This is a genomic window from Pacificoceanicola algae (assembly GCF_049341065.1).
Classification (GTDB): Bacteria; Pseudomonadota; Alphaproteobacteria; order Rhodobacterales; family Rhodobacteraceae; genus Pacificoceanicola.
In genome coordinates this window covers 271,581-290,540 of sequence record NZ_JBMPIX010000004.1, presented here as the reverse complement: position 1 = coordinate 290,540, position 18,960 = coordinate 271,581, and the positions used below count along the sequence as shown (strand labels likewise).

The 18,960-nt window shown below is 58.9% G+C and carries 23 protein-coding genes; 11 read left to right on the top strand and 12 right to left on the bottom strand.

Features of this window, described 5'->3' with window-relative positions:
- Positions 1–4 precede the first annotated feature (4 nt).
- From fliE to ACOYQJ_RS08415, 7 genes are read left to right on the top strand one after another with little or no spacing between them, the layout of a single operon-like run.
- On the top strand, positions 5–298 hold the full coding sequence (gene fliE / locus ACOYQJ_RS08445; protein ID WP_422905577.1) for a flagellar hook-basal body complex protein FliE: 294 nt from the start codon (positions 5–7) through the stop codon (positions 296–298).
- A 4-nt stretch (positions 299–302) separates the two neighbouring features.
- Entirely contained in the window at positions 303–572 is a 270-nt protein-coding gene (locus ACOYQJ_RS08440) for a flagellar biosynthetic protein FliQ (RefSeq protein ID WP_422905576.1), read from the top strand.
- Between the two features lies 1 nt (position 573).
- Positions 574–1,287, top strand: a complete 714-nt coding sequence (locus ACOYQJ_RS08435) for a flagellar hook-basal body complex protein (protein ID WP_422905575.1) — start codon at positions 574–576, stop codon at positions 1,285–1,287.
- 12 nt (positions 1,288–1,299) lie between these two features.
- On the top strand, positions 1,300–2,085 hold the full coding sequence (gene flgG / locus ACOYQJ_RS08430; RefSeq protein ID WP_422905574.1) for a flagellar basal-body rod protein FlgG: 786 nt from the start codon (positions 1,300–1,302) through the stop codon (positions 2,083–2,085).
- Entirely contained in the window at positions 2,085–2,501 is a 417-nt protein-coding gene (gene flgA / locus ACOYQJ_RS08425; RefSeq protein ID WP_422905573.1) for a flagellar basal body P-ring formation chaperone FlgA, read from the top strand. The genes flgG and flgA overlap by 1 nt, the downstream gene beginning before the upstream one ends.
- Before the next feature lie 8 nt (positions 2,502–2,509).
- The gene (gene flgH, locus ACOYQJ_RS08420; protein WP_422905572.1) at positions 2,510–3,238 is read left to right on the top strand and encodes a flagellar basal body L-ring protein FlgH; all 729 of its coding nucleotides are present in this window, start codon (positions 2,510–2,512) and stop codon (positions 3,236–3,238) included.
- A gap of 10 nt (positions 3,239–3,248) precedes the next feature.
- Positions 3,249–3,755: a flagellar basal body-associated FliL family protein gene (locus ACOYQJ_RS08415; protein ID WP_422905571.1), complete on the top strand. Its 507-nt coding sequence runs from the start codon at positions 3,249–3,251 to the stop codon at positions 3,753–3,755.
- On the opposite strand, the gene ACOYQJ_RS08410 is transcribed toward ACOYQJ_RS08415, so the two are convergent.
- The 9 genes from ACOYQJ_RS08410 to paaZ form a co-directional block, all read right to left on the bottom strand.
- Complete coding sequence (locus ACOYQJ_RS08410; RefSeq protein WP_422905570.1) at positions 3,756–5,297, bottom strand: polyamine aminopropyltransferase; 1,542 nt, start codon at positions 5,295–5,297, stop codon at positions 3,756–3,758.
- On the bottom strand, positions 5,294–5,518 hold the full coding sequence (locus tag ACOYQJ_RS08405; protein WP_422905569.1) for a DUF350 domain-containing protein: 225 nt from the start codon (positions 5,516–5,518) through the stop codon (positions 5,294–5,296). The genes ACOYQJ_RS08410 and ACOYQJ_RS08405 overlap by 4 nt, the downstream gene beginning before the upstream one ends.
- A 13-nt stretch (positions 5,519–5,531) precedes the next feature.
- A complete protein-coding gene (locus tag ACOYQJ_RS08400) occupies positions 5,532–5,696 on the bottom strand; it encodes a hypothetical protein (protein ID WP_422905568.1) in 165 nt (54 codons plus the stop codon).
- Between the two features lies 1 nt (position 5,697).
- On the bottom strand, positions 5,698–6,993 hold the full coding sequence (locus ACOYQJ_RS08395; protein WP_422905567.1) for a DUF4178 domain-containing protein: 1,296 nt from the start codon (positions 6,991–6,993) through the stop codon (positions 5,698–5,700).
- On the bottom strand, positions 6,990–7,604 hold the full coding sequence (locus tag ACOYQJ_RS08390) for a DUF4178 domain-containing protein (protein ID WP_422905566.1): 615 nt from the start codon (positions 7,602–7,604) through the stop codon (positions 6,990–6,992). The genes ACOYQJ_RS08395 and ACOYQJ_RS08390 overlap by 4 nt, the downstream gene beginning before the upstream one ends.
- 138 nt (positions 7,605–7,742) lie before the next feature.
- Entirely contained in the window at positions 7,743–9,902 is a 2,160-nt protein-coding gene (locus ACOYQJ_RS08385) for a methyl-accepting chemotaxis protein (RefSeq protein WP_422905565.1), read from the bottom strand.
- 22 nt (positions 9,903–9,924) lie between these two features.
- A complete protein-coding gene (locus ACOYQJ_RS08380) occupies positions 9,925–10,431 on the bottom strand; it encodes a hypothetical protein (RefSeq protein ID WP_422905564.1) in 507 nt (168 codons plus the stop codon).
- Between the two features lie 162 nt (positions 10,432–10,593).
- Complete coding sequence (locus tag ACOYQJ_RS08375; protein ID WP_422905563.1) at positions 10,594–11,376, bottom strand: PaaX family transcriptional regulator C-terminal domain-containing protein; 783 nt, start codon at positions 11,374–11,376, stop codon at positions 10,594–10,596.
- A gap of 31 nt (positions 11,377–11,407) precedes the next feature.
- Positions 11,408–13,432, bottom strand: a complete 2,025-nt coding sequence (gene paaZ, locus ACOYQJ_RS08370; RefSeq protein WP_422905562.1) for a phenylacetic acid degradation bifunctional protein PaaZ — start codon at positions 13,430–13,432, stop codon at positions 11,408–11,410.
- Between the two features lie 81 nt (positions 13,433–13,513).
- Between paaZ and paaG the strand changes: the two genes are divergently transcribed.
- From paaG to ACOYQJ_RS08350, 4 genes are read left to right on the top strand one after another with little or no spacing between them, the layout of a single operon-like run.
- A complete protein-coding gene (gene paaG / locus ACOYQJ_RS08365) occupies positions 13,514–14,299 on the top strand; it encodes a 2-(1,2-epoxy-1,2-dihydrophenyl)acetyl-CoA isomerase PaaG (RefSeq protein WP_422905561.1) in 786 nt (261 codons plus the stop codon).
- A gap of 2 nt (positions 14,300–14,301) precedes the next feature.
- Entirely contained in the window at positions 14,302–14,727 is a 426-nt protein-coding gene (paaI, locus tag ACOYQJ_RS08360) for a hydroxyphenylacetyl-CoA thioesterase PaaI (RefSeq protein ID WP_422905560.1), read from the top strand.
- Positions 14,728–14,750: 23 nt separating this feature from the next.
- Positions 14,751–16,061, top strand: a complete 1,311-nt coding sequence (gene paaK / locus ACOYQJ_RS08355; RefSeq protein WP_422905559.1) for a phenylacetate--CoA ligase PaaK — start codon at positions 14,751–14,753, stop codon at positions 16,059–16,061.
- 3 nt (positions 16,062–16,064) lie between these two features.
- Complete coding sequence (locus ACOYQJ_RS08350) at positions 16,065–16,658, top strand: TetR/AcrR family transcriptional regulator (protein WP_422905558.1); 594 nt, start codon at positions 16,065–16,067, stop codon at positions 16,656–16,658.
- Here ACOYQJ_RS08350 and ACOYQJ_RS08345 read toward each other — a convergent pair.
- From ACOYQJ_RS08345 to paaD, 3 genes are read right to left on the bottom strand one after another with little or no spacing between them, the layout of a single operon-like run.
- The gene (locus tag ACOYQJ_RS08345; RefSeq protein WP_422905557.1) at positions 16,655–17,410 is read right to left on the bottom strand and encodes a Phenylacetic acid catabolic protein; all 756 of its coding nucleotides are present in this window, start codon (positions 17,408–17,410) and stop codon (positions 16,655–16,657) included. The two genes, ACOYQJ_RS08350 and ACOYQJ_RS08345, sit on opposite strands and share 4 nt — an antisense overlap.
- A gap of 9 nt (positions 17,411–17,419) precedes the next feature.
- Positions 17,420–18,490 (bottom strand): 2Fe-2S iron-sulfur cluster-binding protein, encoded by a 1,071-nt coding sequence (locus tag ACOYQJ_RS08340; RefSeq protein ID WP_422905556.1) that lies wholly within the window; start codon positions 18,488–18,490, stop codon positions 17,420–17,422.
- Between the two features lie 10 nt (positions 18,491–18,500).
- Complete coding sequence (gene paaD, locus ACOYQJ_RS08335) at positions 18,501–18,959, bottom strand: 1,2-phenylacetyl-CoA epoxidase subunit PaaD (RefSeq protein WP_422905708.1); 459 nt, start codon at positions 18,957–18,959, stop codon at positions 18,501–18,503.
- Between the last annotated feature and the right edge of the window lies 1 nt (position 18,960).

The window sequence follows — 18,960 nt, the reverse complement described above, 5'->3', positions numbered from 1 at the left end:
CAGAATGGACGTCCGATCGCTATATGCAGCACAAAAATACGCAGCCTCGCGCCCCGCAATGGAGCCCGACGCTATCAAAGACCCCAGCCTTCAGGGCAGCTTTGCCCAAGCCGCGCAGGATTTTGTCGGCACACTTCGCGAGGCCGAGCAGACCGCACAGGCCAGTATGTCCGGCGATGCCGACCCACATGCGCTGGTCGAGGCATTGGCGCAATCTGAACTGGCCGTCGAGACCGTTGTTGCAGTACGCAACAAGGTGGTCGAGGCCTATCAGGAAATCCTGCGGATGCCGGTCTGATCCCATGATGACAGAAGCCATCTTTTTCGACACGCTGCGGCAAGGTCTTTGGATCGCCACGGTCACCTCAATCCCGATTCTCAGTGCCGCGCTGATTGCGGGTGTTGGTGTCGGCTTGTTTCAGGCGCTGACCTCGATCCAGGAAATGACGCTGACCTTCGTGCCGAAACTCATGGCCATCATCGTCGTCTTCTGGATGTCGATGAGCTTTATGACACGCACTCTGGTCGAATTTTTTCAGGACCAGATTATTCCCATCATCACCGGAGGCTGACATGGAATCCGCAGGGTATGCCGCGCTTTCGCGCCTTTCGGGGCTGAAGCGGGAAATGCAGGTAATTGCAAACAATATCGCCAACGCGAACACCACCGGTTTTCGCCAGCAAGGGATCATCTTCTCGGAGTACATTCGAGAGGCTGATGCCGGGGCTTCGGTCGCAATGTCCGCCGCACGGGTGCGCAACACCTCTTTTGCGCAGGGCACGCTGGAGCAGACGAACGGCACCTTTGACATGGCGATCGAAGGCGATGGCTTTTTCCTGATCGCGACGCCAAACGGTCAGCGCCTGACGCGCGCCGGGTCCTTCACGCCCGACAATGCTGGCACGCTGGTCACGCCCGATGGTTATCAGGTTCTGGACAACGGCGGTGCGCCGGTCTTTGTGCCGCCCGACGCGACGGATCTTTCGATCGGGCGCGACGGCACGATCAGCACACAAGGCCGTCCGATCGGTCAGATAGGTGTCGTGCGCCCGCTGGAGCCGTCGCAGATGGTTCGGGAAGGCAGCGTCTTGTTCAAGGCCGACGCAGGCTTTGAGCCGACCGATGAACCGCGTGTGATGCAGGGTTTTGTCGAAGCATCTAACGTCAATCCGATCCTGCAGATTTCGCGGATGGTCGAGGTGCAGCGCGCCTACGAGTTGGGTCAAAGCTTTCTCGATAAAGAAGACGAACGCATCAGATCCGCCATCAAGGCATTCATCAAATAACAGGAGGCAGCCATGCGCGCCCTTCAAATCGCCGCCACGGGTATGAGCGCCCAGCAAACGCGGGTCGAGGTGATCTCGAACAACCTGTCGAACATGAGCACCACAGGCTATAACGCCCGCCGGGCGGAATTTGCCGACCTGCATTATCAGCAAGCCGCCCGCCCCGGCACGGTCAACGCTTCGGACGGCACGGTGCTGCCAACCGGCGTGCAACTTGGTCTGGGCGTGCGCCCGTCTTCGGTCTCGGTCATGCTGTCGCAAGGCGCCTTGGCAGCGACCGGCGGGGATCTGGATGTGGCGATCGAAGGTTCCGGTTACCTCGAGGTTACCCTGCCCTCAGGTCAGGCGGCTTATACTCGCGACGGGGCCCTGAAGCGCACCGGAGAAGGCCTGATCGTCAATTCCGAAGGCTATCCTGTGTCGCCCGAAATTACGATCCCAGACGATGCACGCAGCATTTCGATCAATCCAGATGGCGAGGTCTATGCCTATTTCACTGGCACCGCCGAGGCACAGCTTTTGGGCCAATTCACAATGGTCGGCTTCACCAACGCCAAGGGTCTTGAGGCCATCGGCTCGAACCTCTTTGTTGAAACCGAGGCCTCGGGCGCGGCGCTGCAAACCACGGCAGGTCTGGATGGCCTCGGAACACTTCGGCAGGGTTTCCTTGAAGAAAGCTCCGTCGATCCGGTCAAGGAAATCACCGATCTGATCGAGGCTCAGCGCGGCTATGAACTAAACTCCAAGGTCATTTCCGCCGCTGACCAGATGTTGGCCGCCACGAGCCAGATCCGCTGATGCGTGCGCTCGCAGTCATGATCGCCCTTATCGCGGGACCAGGTTTTGCCGATACGGTAATCGCCACCCGTACCATCCGGCCACAAGAGCTGATCTCGGCGGGCGATGTCCGCATAGATCCGGCCAATGTCGATGGGGCACATCAAAGCCTGGACGAAGTGATCGGGCAAGAAGCCCGCATCGCGCTTTATGCTGGCCGGGTGGTCATGCAGGGCTCGGTAGGAGAACCGGCCCTGATCGATCGCAACCAGATGGTCGAACTTATTTACGCACGCGGCGGTCTTCGAATCGCCGCCGAAGGACGCGCCCTTGCCCGGGGCGGCGTCGGCGAACGAATTCGCGTTATGAATACCGGCTCTCGGACGGTCCTTTTCGGGCTGATCGCCCCCGATGGCACTGTGCTGGTCACCAAATGAGGAAGAATATGCTGCGCCAATCCTGTCTTATCGCTTTGATTTTGCTCACCTCCGCCTGCGAGCGTGCCAAGCACATTGGTAAAGAGCCCGATTTCACGCCGACGACGCAAAGCCCCGAAAGGGTGGCGATGATCGCGCAGGGCATTCCGAATATTCCCTTGTCTCAGCAAAACACTGAGCGCGCTTCGCTTTGGAGTGGCGGACAGGGGTCGCTTTTGGGCGATCGTCGGGCCATCAAGCGCGGCGATATCCTGACCGTTGTGATTGATATCAAAGAGAAAGCCGCCATTTCAAACAGCACGGCCCGGTCGCGTTCGGGTTCGGAAAACCTGGGTATCCCGGACTTGTTTGGCATTCCGGAGCGGGTCAACCAAGGCATCACTGATGGTGCCAGCCTCGACAGCGCGGTATCGCTCAACAGTTCCAGTCAGTCCCGGGGTGATGGCAGTGTCAAACGCAGCGAACAACTGACGTTGCGGGTCGCTGCGACCATTGTCGATGTGCTGCCAAACGGCGTTCTGGCTATCGAAGGTTCTCAAGAGGTGCGCGTGAACTTTGAGCTGCGCGAACTTCTGGTGACCGGGTATGTACGGCCCGAGGACATCTCCCGGCAAAACGAAATCACCTACGACAAGATCGCCTCGGCCCGCATTTCCTATGGCGGTCGCGGTCAGATCAGCGACATGCAGCAACCCCGGATCGGCCAGCAGGTGCTGGACGCGGTCCTGCCTTTCTGAGGAATCAGCCATGCGCAAGCTATTGCCCATTTTACTGGCCCTGATCGGCACAGGCGCAGGCGTTGGCGCGGGGCTCTTCCTTATGCCGCCCGCAGCAGAGGAACATGCGGACGGCGCGGCCGTCGAATGCGCCCCGCCGCAGGACCACGCTGCCGAGGCCCATACCCCGGCCGAAGCCGAAGCCGAGCCCTCCACAAGAGAGTACGTCAAACTGAACAACCAGTTTGTCATTCCGGTGGTCGGCTCGGACAAGGTGACGGCTCTGGTGGTGGCTTCGCTCAGCGTTGAGGTCACCACCGGGTCCACCGAAACCGTCTATGCCAGAGAGCCAAAGCTGCGCGATGTCTTTCTGCAGGTGATGTTCGATCACGCCAATGTGGGCGGTTTCAAAGGCAATTTCACCACGGGCAACCGGATGGACGATCTTCGCAGTTCCTTGCTGGAGGCGGCCCGGCCCGTGCTTGGCGATATCGTCAGCGACGTGTTGATCACCGAAATCGCGCGGCAGGATTCCTAGTTATCGAAACCACCTGTCCCAGCCATCCAGATAATAGCCGACCAGAGCGTGGGACTGTATGTCGTTGACCTCGGCTGCGATCTCTTGGGTGTCGGTACCGAACACCTGCGCCTTTTGCCAAGTTTGCGCGGTCAGATACGACAAATCTTCGGGCAGATCAGGTGTCCGCGGCGCCAAGGGGGCGAAGCTGGCCATGACAAAACCCCAGTCGCCAAAACTGGGGACATAGACATGGTAGGGCAGGATCGACAGACCTTCGCCGGGGGCCAGCGGATTGCGGGTTTCCGTAAAGGTATGAGCGATCGACCAAAAAGCCTGGCGGGCAAACAATGGCGATCCGGCTTGGGTCACGATCAACCCGGTTGCGGAAAGCCGTTCGGCTACAAGGGTGTAGAATTGCCGCGAGTAGAGCTTGGACAGGGCGATGTTCTTTGGGTCGGGCAAATCCAGAATGATCACGTCAAATGTCTCATCCGAGTTTTCGATGAACTGCCAGCCGTCACGGTTGATGATCGTCACGCGCGGATCTGAGAAAGCGCCTTTGTTCAAAGCCGCCAATTCGGGGCGTTCCCGGAAAAGTTCAGTCACGCGCGGATCCAGATCGACCAGCGTCACATGTTCGACCCCGGCATGCCGCAGCACTTCGCGCGTTGCCATACCGTCACCGCCGCCAAGAATCAGGATGTTTGCAACGCGCGGCGCCAGCCCCAGCGCCGGATGCACCAGCATTTCGTGATACCGGTATTCATCCATCGAATCGAACTGGATCGAATAGTCGAGGAAAAGCCGCGTACGGCCCCGAAACTGGGTCACGGTGATCTGCTGATAGGGCGTGGTCTCCGACAGGATGACGTCATCCTCGAACAACTGCGTTTCGGCCACCGAGACCAAGCGTTCGGCCCCGATCAGTGCAGCGACCGAACAAAGCAACGCCACCGCCCAGGCCGCCCATTGCGTGCGGCTTGCGAATTCGCGGAACAGGTACAGCGACAGGCCAGCAACCAAAAGATTGAGGCAGCCAAAGACAAGGCTCGCGGACATCAGGCCAAGGTGCGGGATAATCAGCAGCGGAAACGCCAGCGAGGCTGCCAGTGCGCCCACATAGTCAACGGTCAGAACGTTTTCAAACCTGAAATCCGGCACGCCGATGCTTTTCAATACTCGGGCGATCAACGGAATTTCCATCCCGGACAATACGCCGACCGCGATCAGCATGGCATATAGCGGCATCGCGACTTCGCCAAGCCATGCGTAGGCAAAGAACAAGGCTGGCGCCATGAAGCCGCCAACAACGCCCAGCGCGATCTGTGCCCATGAAAAGCCACGGATCGCCTCTTCGATGTATCGCGACAGCCACGCCCCCAGCCCCATCGAGCTGAGGAAAACGCCAATCACGATGCTGAACTGCCTAACGGAGTCGCCCAGAAGATAGCTCGAAACGGTGGCCGCGATCAGCTCATAGATCAGGCCGGCCACCGCGATCAGGAATGTCGCCGCCAGCAGCCAAACTTCGCGCAGACGCGGCGAAGGCGTCTCGCTCACGACAGGATCACGGCCGCAATGATGATGGAAAGCGCAACGAAAACCGAGCCTATCAGGATGGCGAGCGAGATGTTCTGGTCCTCCTCGATCTCCTTGATGACCGAGAAGGGGGTCATGACGTTGATGATCCACCAGAAGATGGACATCAAGATCACCCCGAGAAAGGTGTAAAAGATGGTGCTGACAACTTCGGTCAGTTGAATTGCTGAAAACAGATCCATTAGGGTTCCCCTGTTATTTTACTCTGCCGACGACGCCGCCCACGCGCCCACCCGAGGCCACCCGAACCGACTGGTCCAGATCAAGGCTTTCACCACCTGCACCGTAGTAGGACACGTAGGAAGTGCCCCCTATGGCAGCGGTCGAAATGACAATAAAGGCCACGCGGAAAAGGTTCATCTCAATCGTCGCTCCAATCGCTGTGCCGCCATCGACGCATCCGGTGATAATGTCCACGTCCGAAAGACAATGCCGCCACAGCTGCAAAGCCGGCGCCAAGCACATACATCCAGAATCCCGAGGACATCCCCTGCCGGGCCGAAATCGTTACGCCCGAGGCTTTGCGGATATTGCTGCTGCCCCAAGTGCCCGCCTCGGGCTGATCAACGGTCAATGTGTAGGTGCCCGGCTCGGACGGGCGGAAATACAGCGAGGTCGACCTGCTGCCTTCGCTCCAGTTTTCCGAGCCTTCACGCCCGTAATAATACTCGACGGTCCGTCCCGCTTCGAACATTGGTTCGTCTTCGGGGTCGGTCAGCTCCATCTCGTAATAGGCCCAGGCGTTCGCGACATCGCTTTGCAGCTTGATCCCAGCAAGCTTCGTGGTGTCGGTGATGTCAAACGTCACGGATCGCGGCAAGGATCGCGTTGTCAAAGTCGTCGGCGCGAGTATCTGAAACCCGGGCAAAAAGCTGAAGGTAAGCGCAATGATGAAACTTGCGGCCGCAGCAAGCCCGCTGGCATAGGCAATGAAGCCCGAATTCTCGCCCGCCTTATACGGCTGAAGCGCGTGCACGCCCTGACGTTTCAAATCACCGGGTTTGAGCCCGAACGCCTTGAGCGTCTCTGCCTGCGGCAGATAGGTCGAGCGATAAATCTCACGTTCGGTCCCTGTCTGGGAAAAGTCCAGCATGGCGGTTGGCGACATTGCCGAAACCGTGGTCGTCGTATCGCCCACACTCGGAGACCAGGTAAATTCGCCCTCGGCAAAAGTCAGGCGGCTTTTCGTCGTTTGCAGGTATTTGAAGGTCTCGGAACCGTACCACACAAAGGGGATGTTTTCGGCGGTCTCGACCCAGTTCTCACTGATCCAAAGCGATTGAGGAGCGCCGCGCAACCGGCGGGAAAAGATCAGATGCCCATCTTCGACCGTCAGCCAGGCATAGCCATGGGTGGGTGAAAAAATCTGATGCTCAACCCAGGTCCATGTCTTGCTACCCCAATCTTCACGGTGGCCGAGCGTGCCGATAACCGTCCACTCAACGCCGCGTATCTTGCCCGTCTGCCCCAGCGAAAAGGGCGTATCGGGCCGGGGCATGTCGGAAAACTTGCGCAATGCGCGATAGTCGTGACGAGCGTCCATCTCTGTTCCGCAATAAGAACAGATGTGCGTGGTAACACGGCCCCCGCCCAGAATATCAAGTCCCGCGCCGCAAGCCGTGCAGTTGATCGATTCAAGACTGGCGGCTCGGGTCATGGGTCGACCTCGACCTTGATCTCAAAGGGATCGTGCCAGAAGCCCAGAAACCAGGCGCGGCCATCCTCCCAAAATTCGCCGGACATCAGTGCGCCACTCTCGGATTGCGCGTTGATAAAGCGGTACGTCTCGCCGACCGCAAGCTGTTCACCGAACGAGCCCCTCAACGCGATGCATTCCGCCTTGTCGTGTTCGACCACCCGCCATGTCTCATCGCGATGCTTGAAGGCCGTTCCGACCGGACTACCGGACTGAAGCGGCGGCCAAAACGACTCCTTCATCGGGTATTGCAGAATGATGTCGCCCTCATCGACCGAAACCCAGACGCTGCGCTGTTCCTCATCAAGGCCCCAGAATTCATCCCACCAGCCACGACCATAAGAAAACCGGGCGTGCCCCATGATCTGTACCGTGGCTTCACCCAGTCGAACCGTGTCGCCAAGATCAAAAAGCTTGGGTCCATCGTGCATTTCACCCGCTTTTCCGGCGGCACGCAGACGCGCACCATCCAGATAAAGTGTCGTGCTGCAGGACGGGCAGGTGACCATTGTCACATAAGAAATCTGCGCCGGAACCGCGTCACCGCAATTGGGACAAGTCAAATCGGACATAGGGCAAAATGCGCCGATTGTTTTGACGATTGCAACGGCAAATCACGCGTTGGGCGACCAGCATTTTCCAATGTCACCCCTTGGCCGCAAGTCGCAGAAAACCGCCGCATCCCAAGGGACTGCGGCGGCGAGACCAGTTTATGCGGCGATCTGATCGTCTAGCGGGATTTTGAAATTCAGAAGGCTGTCCCAAGTGTCTTCGCGGCCCGCATGCGGCATGTCCACCTTCTCGGCCCTTAACCGGAACCGATCCACCATCCGGCGCAAATTCACAGCATCGTTGCGCATGTTGTTTGACGCCGCCGTAGTTTCCCCAACCATCGCCGCATTTTGTTGGGTCACACCATCCAGTTGGGTTACGCCTGAATTAATCTCAGCGAGACCGACGGCCTGCTCTTTGGCGCTGGCGGCAATGTTTTGCACCTGCTCAGTCACCCGGCCAACCCGCTCGACAATCTGGGACAATGAGCGCCCCGTCTGATTGACCAGAGATACGCCTGACTCGACCTGATCGGCCGCAGTCAGGATCAGGCCCTTGATCTCATTGGCGGCATCCGACGTGCGCTGGGCAAGGGCCAATACCTCGGAGGCGACAACGGCAAAGCCGCGTCCCGCATTTCCAGCCCGGGCTGCCTCAACCCCCGCGTTCAGGGCCAGAAGGTTGGTCTGAAAGGCAATGTCATCGATAAAGGAAAGGATCTGGACGATCTGATCGCTGGATTCCTTGATCGACTGCATTGCTCCAACCGCCTCTCCAACCACTTGGCTGCTGCGATCCACCTCGTTCCTTGCTTCGGCAACTTCGCTATTCGCGGCGTCGGCTGCCTCGGCCGAGGACCGAACGCTTGCAGTCATCTGATCAAGCGCGGCTGCGGCCTGTTCCAGAGTCGCAGCCTGGTTTTCGGTTCGTTGCGACATATCGGTGATGGAATTCGTAATCCCATCCGCCCCAAGATGAACCTTATCCGCATTACCGATCAAACTGCTCACGATGGCATTCAGAGAATCCACAGTTTCGTTGAAATCACGTCGCAACGGTTCGTAATCCGCCATGAAGACGTCTTCCAAGCGGCAGGTCAGGTCCCCCTGCGCCAGAAGGCGAATTCCGTGGCTGAACTGCTCCATCACGTCGGCCTGTTCGGCACGCTCCAACTCGCGGCGGGTGCTTTCCTTTTCGGCGATTTGAAGATTGCCGCGCAAGATGTCGACGTTGACCGCAATCCGGCCCAATTCATCCTTGCGCGTAGTATGCGGAACACTCGCGTCATATTGCTGTTGCGACAGCAATTCGATTGCATTTGACAGATCTTTCAACGGGTGAGCGATCCGGCGCACCGAGATATAAGTCATCAGGACGGACAGACCGAGACCGATCGCCAAGGCCGCTGTGATCAGGGTCGCGACCTGATCGGCACGTTCTTGCGCTGTTGTGACCGAAGCCTGCATGTCAGCCAGAGCCTGTTCCTGCTCTTTGGTGACCGCGTCGATGAAGGTAGCCAACTGACCACGCAGGCGCGCAAGCGTGGTCGTCTTGGCCGCAACGCGGATTTTGTAGGTCTTTTCAGCAAGGGTCAGAAGATCATCCAAAGCGCGCTCCATGCGTGGCACGCGGCGCGCGGTCATCCGTACAAATTGCGACTGGGCAGTCTTTGGATTCGAGGCAAGCTTTTCAGATACATAGGTTATGGTATCCGCTTCGGCCTTTGCATAGGCATCCATAGCTTCTTTAAGGCCGGGGTGTTTGGGTTTGAAACTCTGCGACCACGCATAGAAAGTCGTCTGGGTCGGATCGACCAGAACGCCCTCAAAGACACCAAAACTGGTGGCTTCGCTTACTGACTTCAGATAGTCGCCGTTTTCCAGTTTGATCCGCCGCAGAACCTCAGCAATCGACAACTCTTCGTCTCCGATGTTGAAAACCAGCTCCGAAGAACGGCGATGATCATCAAGCGCCTTGGTGGCAGAGCTTTCAAGAGCTGGATAAAGTGCGGCAATCGAACTCCCTTCGGCGACATGATCCTTGACGTCACTCAGCGCCTCCTTGACCTGCGCTTCCTCCTCGGCATCGAAGGATTTGCGATCGAGATAGGCTACCAGAAGCGTTTCGAAGTGGAGGCTGTGAGCTTCAAGTTCTGTCGAATCCGCCACTTTCGGCAGGGCATCTCTTGCCGTTCCGCCGACGGTTCCCGCGATGTTTCGAACCCCCATCAATCCGATTCCTCCGACAATCGCGGCGGCCACAAGAATCGCGCCAAAAAACGCGAATAGCTGAACGGTGATAGAGTGTGTCAGTTTCATGGGGGCAGGACCTATTCACTAATTAGTTCAAATGACCGATGTGCTCGACCACTTCCGAAAGCTCATCTTTCACCTGGACCAGATAGCTTTTCTTCCCCGTGGCCTGATATTCACGCAAAGCGATAATCGCGGTAGCGGGATGAACGATTGCGTCCATGTGGCTGATTTGGGCGCCGAAATGGTCAAGAGCATCCATGGCTAGGCCAATCTCTTCCAGCGCTTCCCCGTCGTGCCAGGCAGCTTCGATTTCGTCCAAGGTCATTTGCTGCATGGCGTCGGCTTGATCCGCCACGAAATTCATCAAGGTCGCGTCCGCGGGCGAGTCGACTGCGAAAGCCCGCGCGCCCTGGACGCCCATGGCAATCAGCTGCTGTTGCAGATCAATCATTCGGACGACATCGACATCATTTGAACTGATGCCGGAAATCGTTTCCGCCACCAGTGTTTTGTACCGCCCCGCATCAAGCGCATGGGCCGTATGGGCGGACATCGCGAGCACGAGAACCATTACCGACGATTTTAGTTTCATTTATCGATCTCTCTTTTTCTTTGATCGATAAAGACCTACTTCCCGGTGGATTTAGAAACCGTGAATACGTTTCGAAAAATCGGAAAATTCGTTTCATTTCTTTTCGAAATCAGCCGCCCGGCAGCTTCATGGCCCGGGCAAAAGACACTCAAACATCTGATATCAAAGATATTTTAAGTTCCCGACGTGAACCCTTGGAAGCATGTCCAAAGCGCGGGTCACGACTGTTCTGGCTTGTCGGCCCTCCCAACCGGCGGGCAACAATGCTTCCGCCAAGGGCGGTTGCCGCAGCACAAGCCGACGCCAATGGTGCAGTATGACGAGCCGCAGAACCAGTCGCATTTCCGGCGCTTCGGGAAGGTGGTCCACGGCGTGCAGTGTCTGTTTGGTCAGCATCGCAAACTCGGCCCGAAGATCCTTTGGCGCCAATACCTCGGCCACCCAATCCGGGATCTCGGCGGGGCCAAGCGGAACAGTCAGGAGCCTTTCGTCCAGTACGCCTTTGCTTTCGGCGATCAAGGCGCAGCGCGCCGAAAGCTGGGTCGCGGGTTTCGGAAGGATCCGCAGCAACGGTTGCGCCAGATCCGGTGGCGCGACAACCAGCGTGACGTCGCCAGCGTCCGGTGGAACACCACCGTAAATCAAGGGGCGCACGGCTTCGGTCTCTTGTCTGGCTTGCGCGGACAGATAGTGAAACGACTCGCGCCCTTCGCGGCGACTTTCGATCCATCCGTCTTTCTTCAGCCGGTGGACAGCAACCCGCAGCGCCTGTTCGGATATTCCCATTTTACCAACCAGCGAAGCAAGGCTCTGCCCACTGATACAATCCGGGGGATCCCGCAGAAGGTCGCCCATGATCGTTGCGATCACCGACCATGTTCGCAACGGACCACAGTCTGCAAAGGGGGCGATTTCACGCGCAATTTCAGAGGATTGACCCGGCATACGCTCAGACTAGACGTCCGCCGGGCCAGTCTCAATAGGCGTTCATGGTCAAAAGCTCGTATTCCGCGACCTTCTCATCGTCCTGATTGAGCAGCGTTACATGCCAACGCACCTCGCCATAATCGCTATTGCGCGGCGTCTTGGTCTTGACCGTCAGTCGCACATGGATCGCGTCACCGGCACTGACAGGTTTCATGAAGCGAAGATTGTCCAACCCTGTATTGGCCAGAACCGGGCCTTCGTTCGGTTCGACAAACAGGCCAGCGGCGAAGGACAGCAACAGATACCCATGCGCCACGCGACCCGGAAAGAAAGGGTTTCGCTTGGCGGCGTCGTCATCCATGTGGGCGTAAAACGTATCCCCGGTAAAGCGGGCGAAGGTTTCGATGTCGTCGAGCGTGACGGTGCGCGCATGTGTAATGATCGTCTCGCCAATCACCAGATCGCCGAACGTGCGGGTAAACGGATGGGCGCCGCCGTCCCTTTGTTCGGCCCCCGGCATCCAGGTCCCGCCAATCGCCGTCAGCATCTCGGGCGAGCCCTGAATGGCGGTGCGCTGCATGTAGTGTTTGACGCCGCGTACGCCGCCCATTTCTTCGCCGCCGCCGGCGCGACCGGGGCCGCCATGGATCATGTGCGGCATCGGCGCGCCATGGCCGGTGCTTTCCTTCATCGAGGTCCGGTCGTTGATGTAAATCCGCCCGTGAAAGGCGGCCGCGCCCAAAGTAACCTGCCTTGCAACATGTGGATCATGCGTGATGACCGAGGTTACAAGCGATCCTCCGCCGCGATTGGCCAGCGCAATGGCATGGTCCAGATCACGATAAGGCAGCAACGTGCTGACCGGGCCAAATGCCTCGGTATCGTGAACGCGCTGGGCCTTGTCCGGATCAGCACAGAGCAGCAGCATCGGGGGCAGGAAAGCGCCATTGGCATCCCCGTTCAGGCCAAAGTCATCCGGGTTGCCAAAGACGCGCTCAACCTCGGCGCCGATCTTTGCAACCTTGTCCAGAACGTCAGCTTTTTGCGCATTTGAGACCAGCGCGCCCATGCGCGTCGCCTCGTCCCTCGGATCGCCAATCACGGTCTTCGCCAGTCGCGCGGACAGCGCCTCACTGACGGCCTCTATTCGGCCTTCGGGTACCAAGATTCGCCGGATCGCAGTGCATTTCTGCCCGGCTTTAGTTGTCATCTCGCGATGCACTTCCTTGATGAACAGATCAAACTCGGGCGATCCGGGTTCGGCATCCGGACCTAGGATAGAGGCGTTCAGGCTGTCCTGTTCAGCCACGAACCGCGTCGCATTCTCCGTCAGCTTCGGGTTGCTGCGCAGTTTGAAAGCAGTGGCCGCCGAGCCGGTAAAGCTGACAGCGTCCTGACAAGTCAACCGGTCAAGTAGATCGCCGACTCCGCCCGCGATCATCTGAAGCGCCCCCTCGGGCAGAATGCCACTGCCCGCCATGATCCTGACGGCAAGTTCGGTCACATAACAGGTGTCCGTCGCGGGTTTGACGATGGCAGGCACACCCGCCAACAGTGTCGGCGCCAGCTTTTCCAGCATCCCCCAAAGCGGGAAGTTGAATGCATTGATATGGACTGCCGCGCCCTGCAAAGGCGTGCAGATGTGCTGACCCATAAAGGCCCCGGTCTTGCCCAATTGTTCAGGCTGACCGTCAAGATAGACCTGTGCATCAGGCATTTCGCGCCGCCCCTTGGAGGCGAAAACAAACATCGTCCCGATACCGCCGTCGATGTCAAAACCATGATCCGCGCGGGTCGCCCCGGTCTGAAAGCTAAGCTCGTAAAGGGCATCCTTGTGTTTGTTCAGCTCAAGCGCCAGTGCCTTGAGCATCCGCGCCCTGTCGTGGAACGTCAGCGCCCGCAGTGCCGGGCCACCAACGCCGCGCGCATGGTCAAGGATGTCCTGCATGTCCAGCGCCGCATTGCCTGCTTGCGCGATCACCCGTCCGTCAATCGCACTGGCGATCTGCCGCGCCCCATCCCCCGGCGCGATCCAGTTGCCCGCCACAAAACTCTGCACGTTCTGAATGGTCATCGGCCTCTCCCCCAAAAAGTTTGTTATTTATTGACCAACCGTTCGGTTTATGCAAGGTCATAGCTGAGGGAGGAGCGTGGCATGAGCGAAAGTATTCTGATTGATGACCATGGCGACTGGGTCGAAGTTACCCTGAATCGGCCGGACCGCCTGAATAGTTTCAACGACGAAATGCATGGCGCCCTACGCAGCGCGCTGAAGTACGCGCGCGATTCTGGCAAGCGATGTGTCTTGCTGACAGGGGCCGGGCGTGGGTTTTGCGCCGGACAGGATCTGGGCGACCGTGACCCGTCAAAGATGGATGGCCCGCCCGATCTGTCCAAGACCGTGCGCACCTTCTATGCCCCGCTGGTCCGATTGATCCGCAGCCTTGATTTCCCCGTCATCTGTGCTGTCAACGGCGTTGCCGCTGGCGCCGGAGCAAACCTGAGCCTTGCTTGCGACATCGTTCTGGCCGCTCAAAGCGCCAAGTTCATCCAGTCGTTTTCCAAAGTCGGGTTGATCCCCGATACCGGCGGCTCGTGGCACCTGCCGCGCCTGCTGGGCGAAGCCCGTGCCAAGGGGCTGGCCTTTACCGCAGAGCCCCTGCCCGCCCAGAAAGCCGAAGACTGGGGGCTGATCTGGAAAGCCCTGCCAGACGAGGAACTGATGCCGGAAGCCCGCGCAATGGCCGCCCGTTTCGCCGCTGGTCCAACGCTGGGATACGCTCTGACCAAACAGGCTATTCAGGCCTCGGCCACTGATACGCTGCATGACCATTTGGAGATGGAGGCAGATTTCATGAAGCGCTGTGGCGAAAGCGCGGATTATGCCGAAGGCGTCAGCGCCTTTCTGCAGAAACGTTCGCCAAAATTTCAGGGAAATTGACCATGACGCCCAAGGAACGTGCCGAAAAATCTGCAGCGGCCATGTGGGAAGGCGACAAAGCCTCGCAATGGTTGGGCTGCCGGATCGTCGAGGTGGACGAAGGCCGCGCCGTGTTGACGCTGACGGTTGAGGATCACCATTGCAACGGCCACGGCATCTGTCATGGCGGATTTACCTTTACGCTGGCTGATAGCGCTTTTGCCTTTGCCTGCAACAGCCGCAACCAAGTGACGGTCGCCCAGCACAACCTGATCAGCTACCTCGCGCCGGGGAAACAGGGCGACATCCTGACCGCCACCGCCCGCGAAGTCAGCCTGCAAGGGCGCAGCGGCATCTACGACATCACCGTGACCAACCAGACCGGCAAGGTCATGGCTGAATTCCGCGGCTTTTCACGCACCATCAACGGCCAGCTGTTCGAAGAATAGCGACTTCGGGGAGGAGAAAGACCATGAAAGACCTGACACCCAAGAAATCCGACCTCGACCCGATCGAGATCGCCTCGCGCGATGAAATCAGTGCGCTGCAATTGGACCGCCTGAAATGGTCGCTGCGTCACGCCTATGACAACGTGCCGATGTACAAACAGCGCTTTGATGCCGCGGGCGTGCATCCGGACGACCTGCACAGCCTGGCCGATCTGGCCAAGTTCCCCTTCACCTACAAGACCGACCTGCGCGACAACTACCCTTTTGGCATGTTCGCCGTGCCGCAAAACCAGATCTCGCGGGTGCATGCCTCGTCCGGGACGACGGGCAAGCCGACTGTGGTTGGATATACGGCGAATGACATCAACAACTGGGCCGATCTCGTCGCGCGTTCCATGCGCGCCTCGGGCACGCGGCCCGGGGACATTGTGCATATCGCTTATGGTTACGGTCTGTTCACCGGCGGCCTTGGCGCGCACTACGGGGCAGAGCGGCTTGGCTGCACTGTCGTCCCGATTTCCGGCGGCATGACCGAACGGCAGGTCACGCTGATCAACGATTTCAAACCGACGACCATCATGGTCACGCCATCGTATCTTCTGAACATCCTTGAAGGGTTTCACAAAGCCGGGCTCGATCCGCGCGAAAGCAGCCTTCAGGTCGGCATCTTCGGCGCCGAACCTTGGACCGATGCCATGCGCACCGAGGTTGAAGAAGCCTTTGATATGCACGCCGTCGACATTTACGGCCTGTCGGAAATCATGGGCCCCGGTGTCGCCAATGAATGCGTGGAAACCAAGGACGGCCCCGTCATCTGGGAGGATCACTTCTACCCCGAGGTTATCGATCCGGAAACCGGCGAGGTCCTGCCCGATGGCGAAATGGGTGAGCTGGTCTTTACCACCCTCACCAAAGAGGGCCTGCCCATGGTCCGCTATCGTACCCGCGATCTGACCCGGCTTTTGCCCGGCACTGCCCGCAGCATGCGGCGGATGGAAAAGATCACCGGGCGCAGCGATGACATGATCATTCTGCGCGGCGTCAACGTCTTCCCCTCGCAGATCGAAGAGCAGGTCATGGCTACGGGCGGGATTGCCGCGCACTACCAGATCGAACTGTTCAAGTCCGGTCGCATGGACGCGATGCGGGTCTTTGTCGAAGCCGAGGTGACAGCCGCCGACGATGCCTCACGCAATGCGGCGGCACGGATGCTGTCCAAGCGGATCAAGGATGTGGTTGGGGTTTCGACGGAAATCGTTGTCGGCGATCCCGGCGCTGTCGAGCGGTCCCAGGGCAAGGCGCGGCGCGTTGTCGACAACCGCAGCAAGGACTGACCTGTGGCACGGACAATTGCAAAGGACCACGACGAAAAACGCCGCCAGATTTTGAAGTCCGCGGCCAAGGTGTTCGCCAAGGAGGGGTTTGATCGCGCCTCGATGGCGCTGCTTGCCCGCGAATGCGGGATATCCAAGGCGAACATTTACCACTATTACGAAAGCAAGGATGCGATCCTTTTCGACATCCTTGACACCTATCTGGCAGGGCTGCGGACACGGATCTGCGATTTGCCCCTCTCGGGGTTAACCCCCGAGAACCGCCTGCGCCGCGTGATCAGCGAAGTTCTGATGGCCTATCAGGGGCAGGACCACGAACATCAGGTTCAAGTGAACGGACTCGGCGCCCTACCCGAAGATCAGCAGGCGCTGTTGCGTCGCTATCAACGCGATTTGGTGCAGTTTGTCGGCAAGGTCATTGCCGACTGCGCCCCGGGCTTGCGCGATGACAAAGCCAAAATGCGTGCCGTGACCATGTCGGTTTTTGGCATGCTCAATTGGTATTACATGTGGAATTCCGGCGCGGGCAAAAGCGCCCGCGAGGAATATGCCGGGTTGGTCTGCGACCTTACGTTGAACGGGCTGCGCGGGCTTTAAGGGCGCTTCAAACCCAGCGCATTCAATGCCTGTTCTGCTTTGGCTTCCCATTGCGCGCGTTGATCGGCATTGGTGCTGTGGCGCAGGCCCATGGCAAGCAGGCTATCGGCTTTATTCGACGTGACCGACCCAAAGCTGGCCGCAACGCGAGGCCACCAATAGGCGACAGAGGCTTGCAGGCTTTCCCCTTGCCCTTCCTCGGTCAGGCGCGCCAAGCCATGAGCGGCCAGTTCGGCATGGCGGGCTTCGATCGGGGCGATTGCGCGAAAGGCCTCGGCCAGTGGCTGGTATGAGACACGGCACAGGTCTTGCATCTGGACACCCACGGCAAGACCCATCAGCAGGTTCATCACCACGGCGTCGCCCCAACCGTCCAGCGGATAGTTAAAGACCGCAAGCCGCATGTCATGCTCACCGCGGGCAGCACCGATGTCGGCGGAACGCTCAAGACGCGCATTCCACGGGTGACTGTTGGCATATCGGGCGGTGTCTGCGCCAAATTCCCCCATCAAGGTCAGCACCTTTTCCGCGTTCGCCGCCTTTTCGAGAACGATCTTCGCCGCAGAAATCCGTTCGCGGATCCCCGGCGCGGTGTTGATGACATCTGCAAACCCGGCTGATCCCGCCAGTTCGGAATCGACAAAGCTTGCCATGATCTTGAGCAGCTCTGCACGGTAACGCGGCGGGACATTGGCGGGGCTGGACAAAACACCGCCTTGCGCGAGGTAGTCCTTGATCGACATATCTTCCATAGCGGTCCCCTATTGGTCGTAATCCACGACAACGCGATCCGTCACCGGGTAGGACTGGCACGACAGGACATAGCCCTTTTCGACCTCGTAATCCTCCAGCGCGTGGTTTGTCATCATCTCGACTTCTCCTTCGATCACCCGGCAACGACAAGTCGAACATACCCCGGCCTTGCAGGCATAGGGCGCGTCCATGGCGTTCTCGAGCGCGGCATCTAGGATCGAAGTATCCTTGCCCAGCGTCACCGTCTGGGTCGCCCCGTCAAGCGTGATTTGCGCCGTGGTCTGGTTCGCTGTGGTGCCCGCCTCAGCCGCGACGACCTTGCGTGCCAACCGCCCGGGCTGGGCCGACGCGAAAAGCTCGAACTTGATCTGCGCATCGCTTAGTCCGGCGGTCCGCAGGGCGCTGGCAATGCCCAGCATCATCGGCTCGGGGCCGCAGATGAATGCGGTGTCGACGCTTTCGATATCGACCCACCCGGACCGGAACAGCTGCGCGCATTTCTCTTCGCTCACCAGACCGGTAAACAACTCGATCTCTTGCGCGTCGCTTTCCAGAACGTGGATCACGTTGAACCGGCCCATATGCTGGTTCTTCAGATCTTCCAGCTCTTCGCGGAACATGATCGTGTTCACGGCCTTGTTGGCATAGACCAAGGTAAAGGCGGACTGGGGTTCGCGTGTCAGCACCGTCTTGATGATCGACAACACCGGTGTGATCCCAGAACCGCCTGCAAACCCCAGATAGTGCCGGGCCTTGTCCGCGCTCAGTGGAGTGTGAAAGTTGCCCATCGGCGGCATCGCTTCCAGCGTATCGCCGACCTTCAGCTCGGTGTTGGCGAACGTCGAAAAGGCACCGCCCTCGACCCGCTTGATCCCCACTTGCAAAACCCCGTCGTCCAAGCCGGCGCAGATCGAATAGGACCGGCGCAATTCTTCGCCGTCGAAATTGTGACGGAAGGTCAGATACTGGCCTTGGGTAAAGGCAAAGGCATCCCGGTCCGAAGGACGCAGTGTCAAAACCACCGCATCGCGGATCGTTTTACGGATGTCGGTCACTTCGAGGGGATGAAAGCGGGCCATAGCAACCTCGTCAGATGCATTTGAAATAGTCGAAGGGTTCAAGACAGTCGGTGCAGCGCCACTGCGCCTTGCAAGGCGTCGACCCGAACTGGCTGAGCTTTTCCAGATTGTCGCCGCCGCAGCGGGGGCAGCGCTTGGGGCCACCCGCAGGTTGAGGCGGGGCAATGCCGTAAGCTTCCAGCTTGGCGCGGCCTTTCTCGGACAGCCAATCGGTGGTCCAAGCCGGCGAGAGTTGCCGTTCAAGCTTGATCTTCTCGATGCCGTGATCGCGCAGAGCGGTCTCGATATCGAGATTGATGATGCTGGTCGCCGGACACCCCGAGTAGGTGGGCGTGACAGTGACATTCAAGGTGTCATCCTGCCATGCCACATCCCGAATGATCCCCAGATCAACAAGGCTGATCGCCGGAATTTCCGGGTCAGGCACGGCGTCGAGCCATTCCCAAACCTGATTGATCTCGGGGCGCATC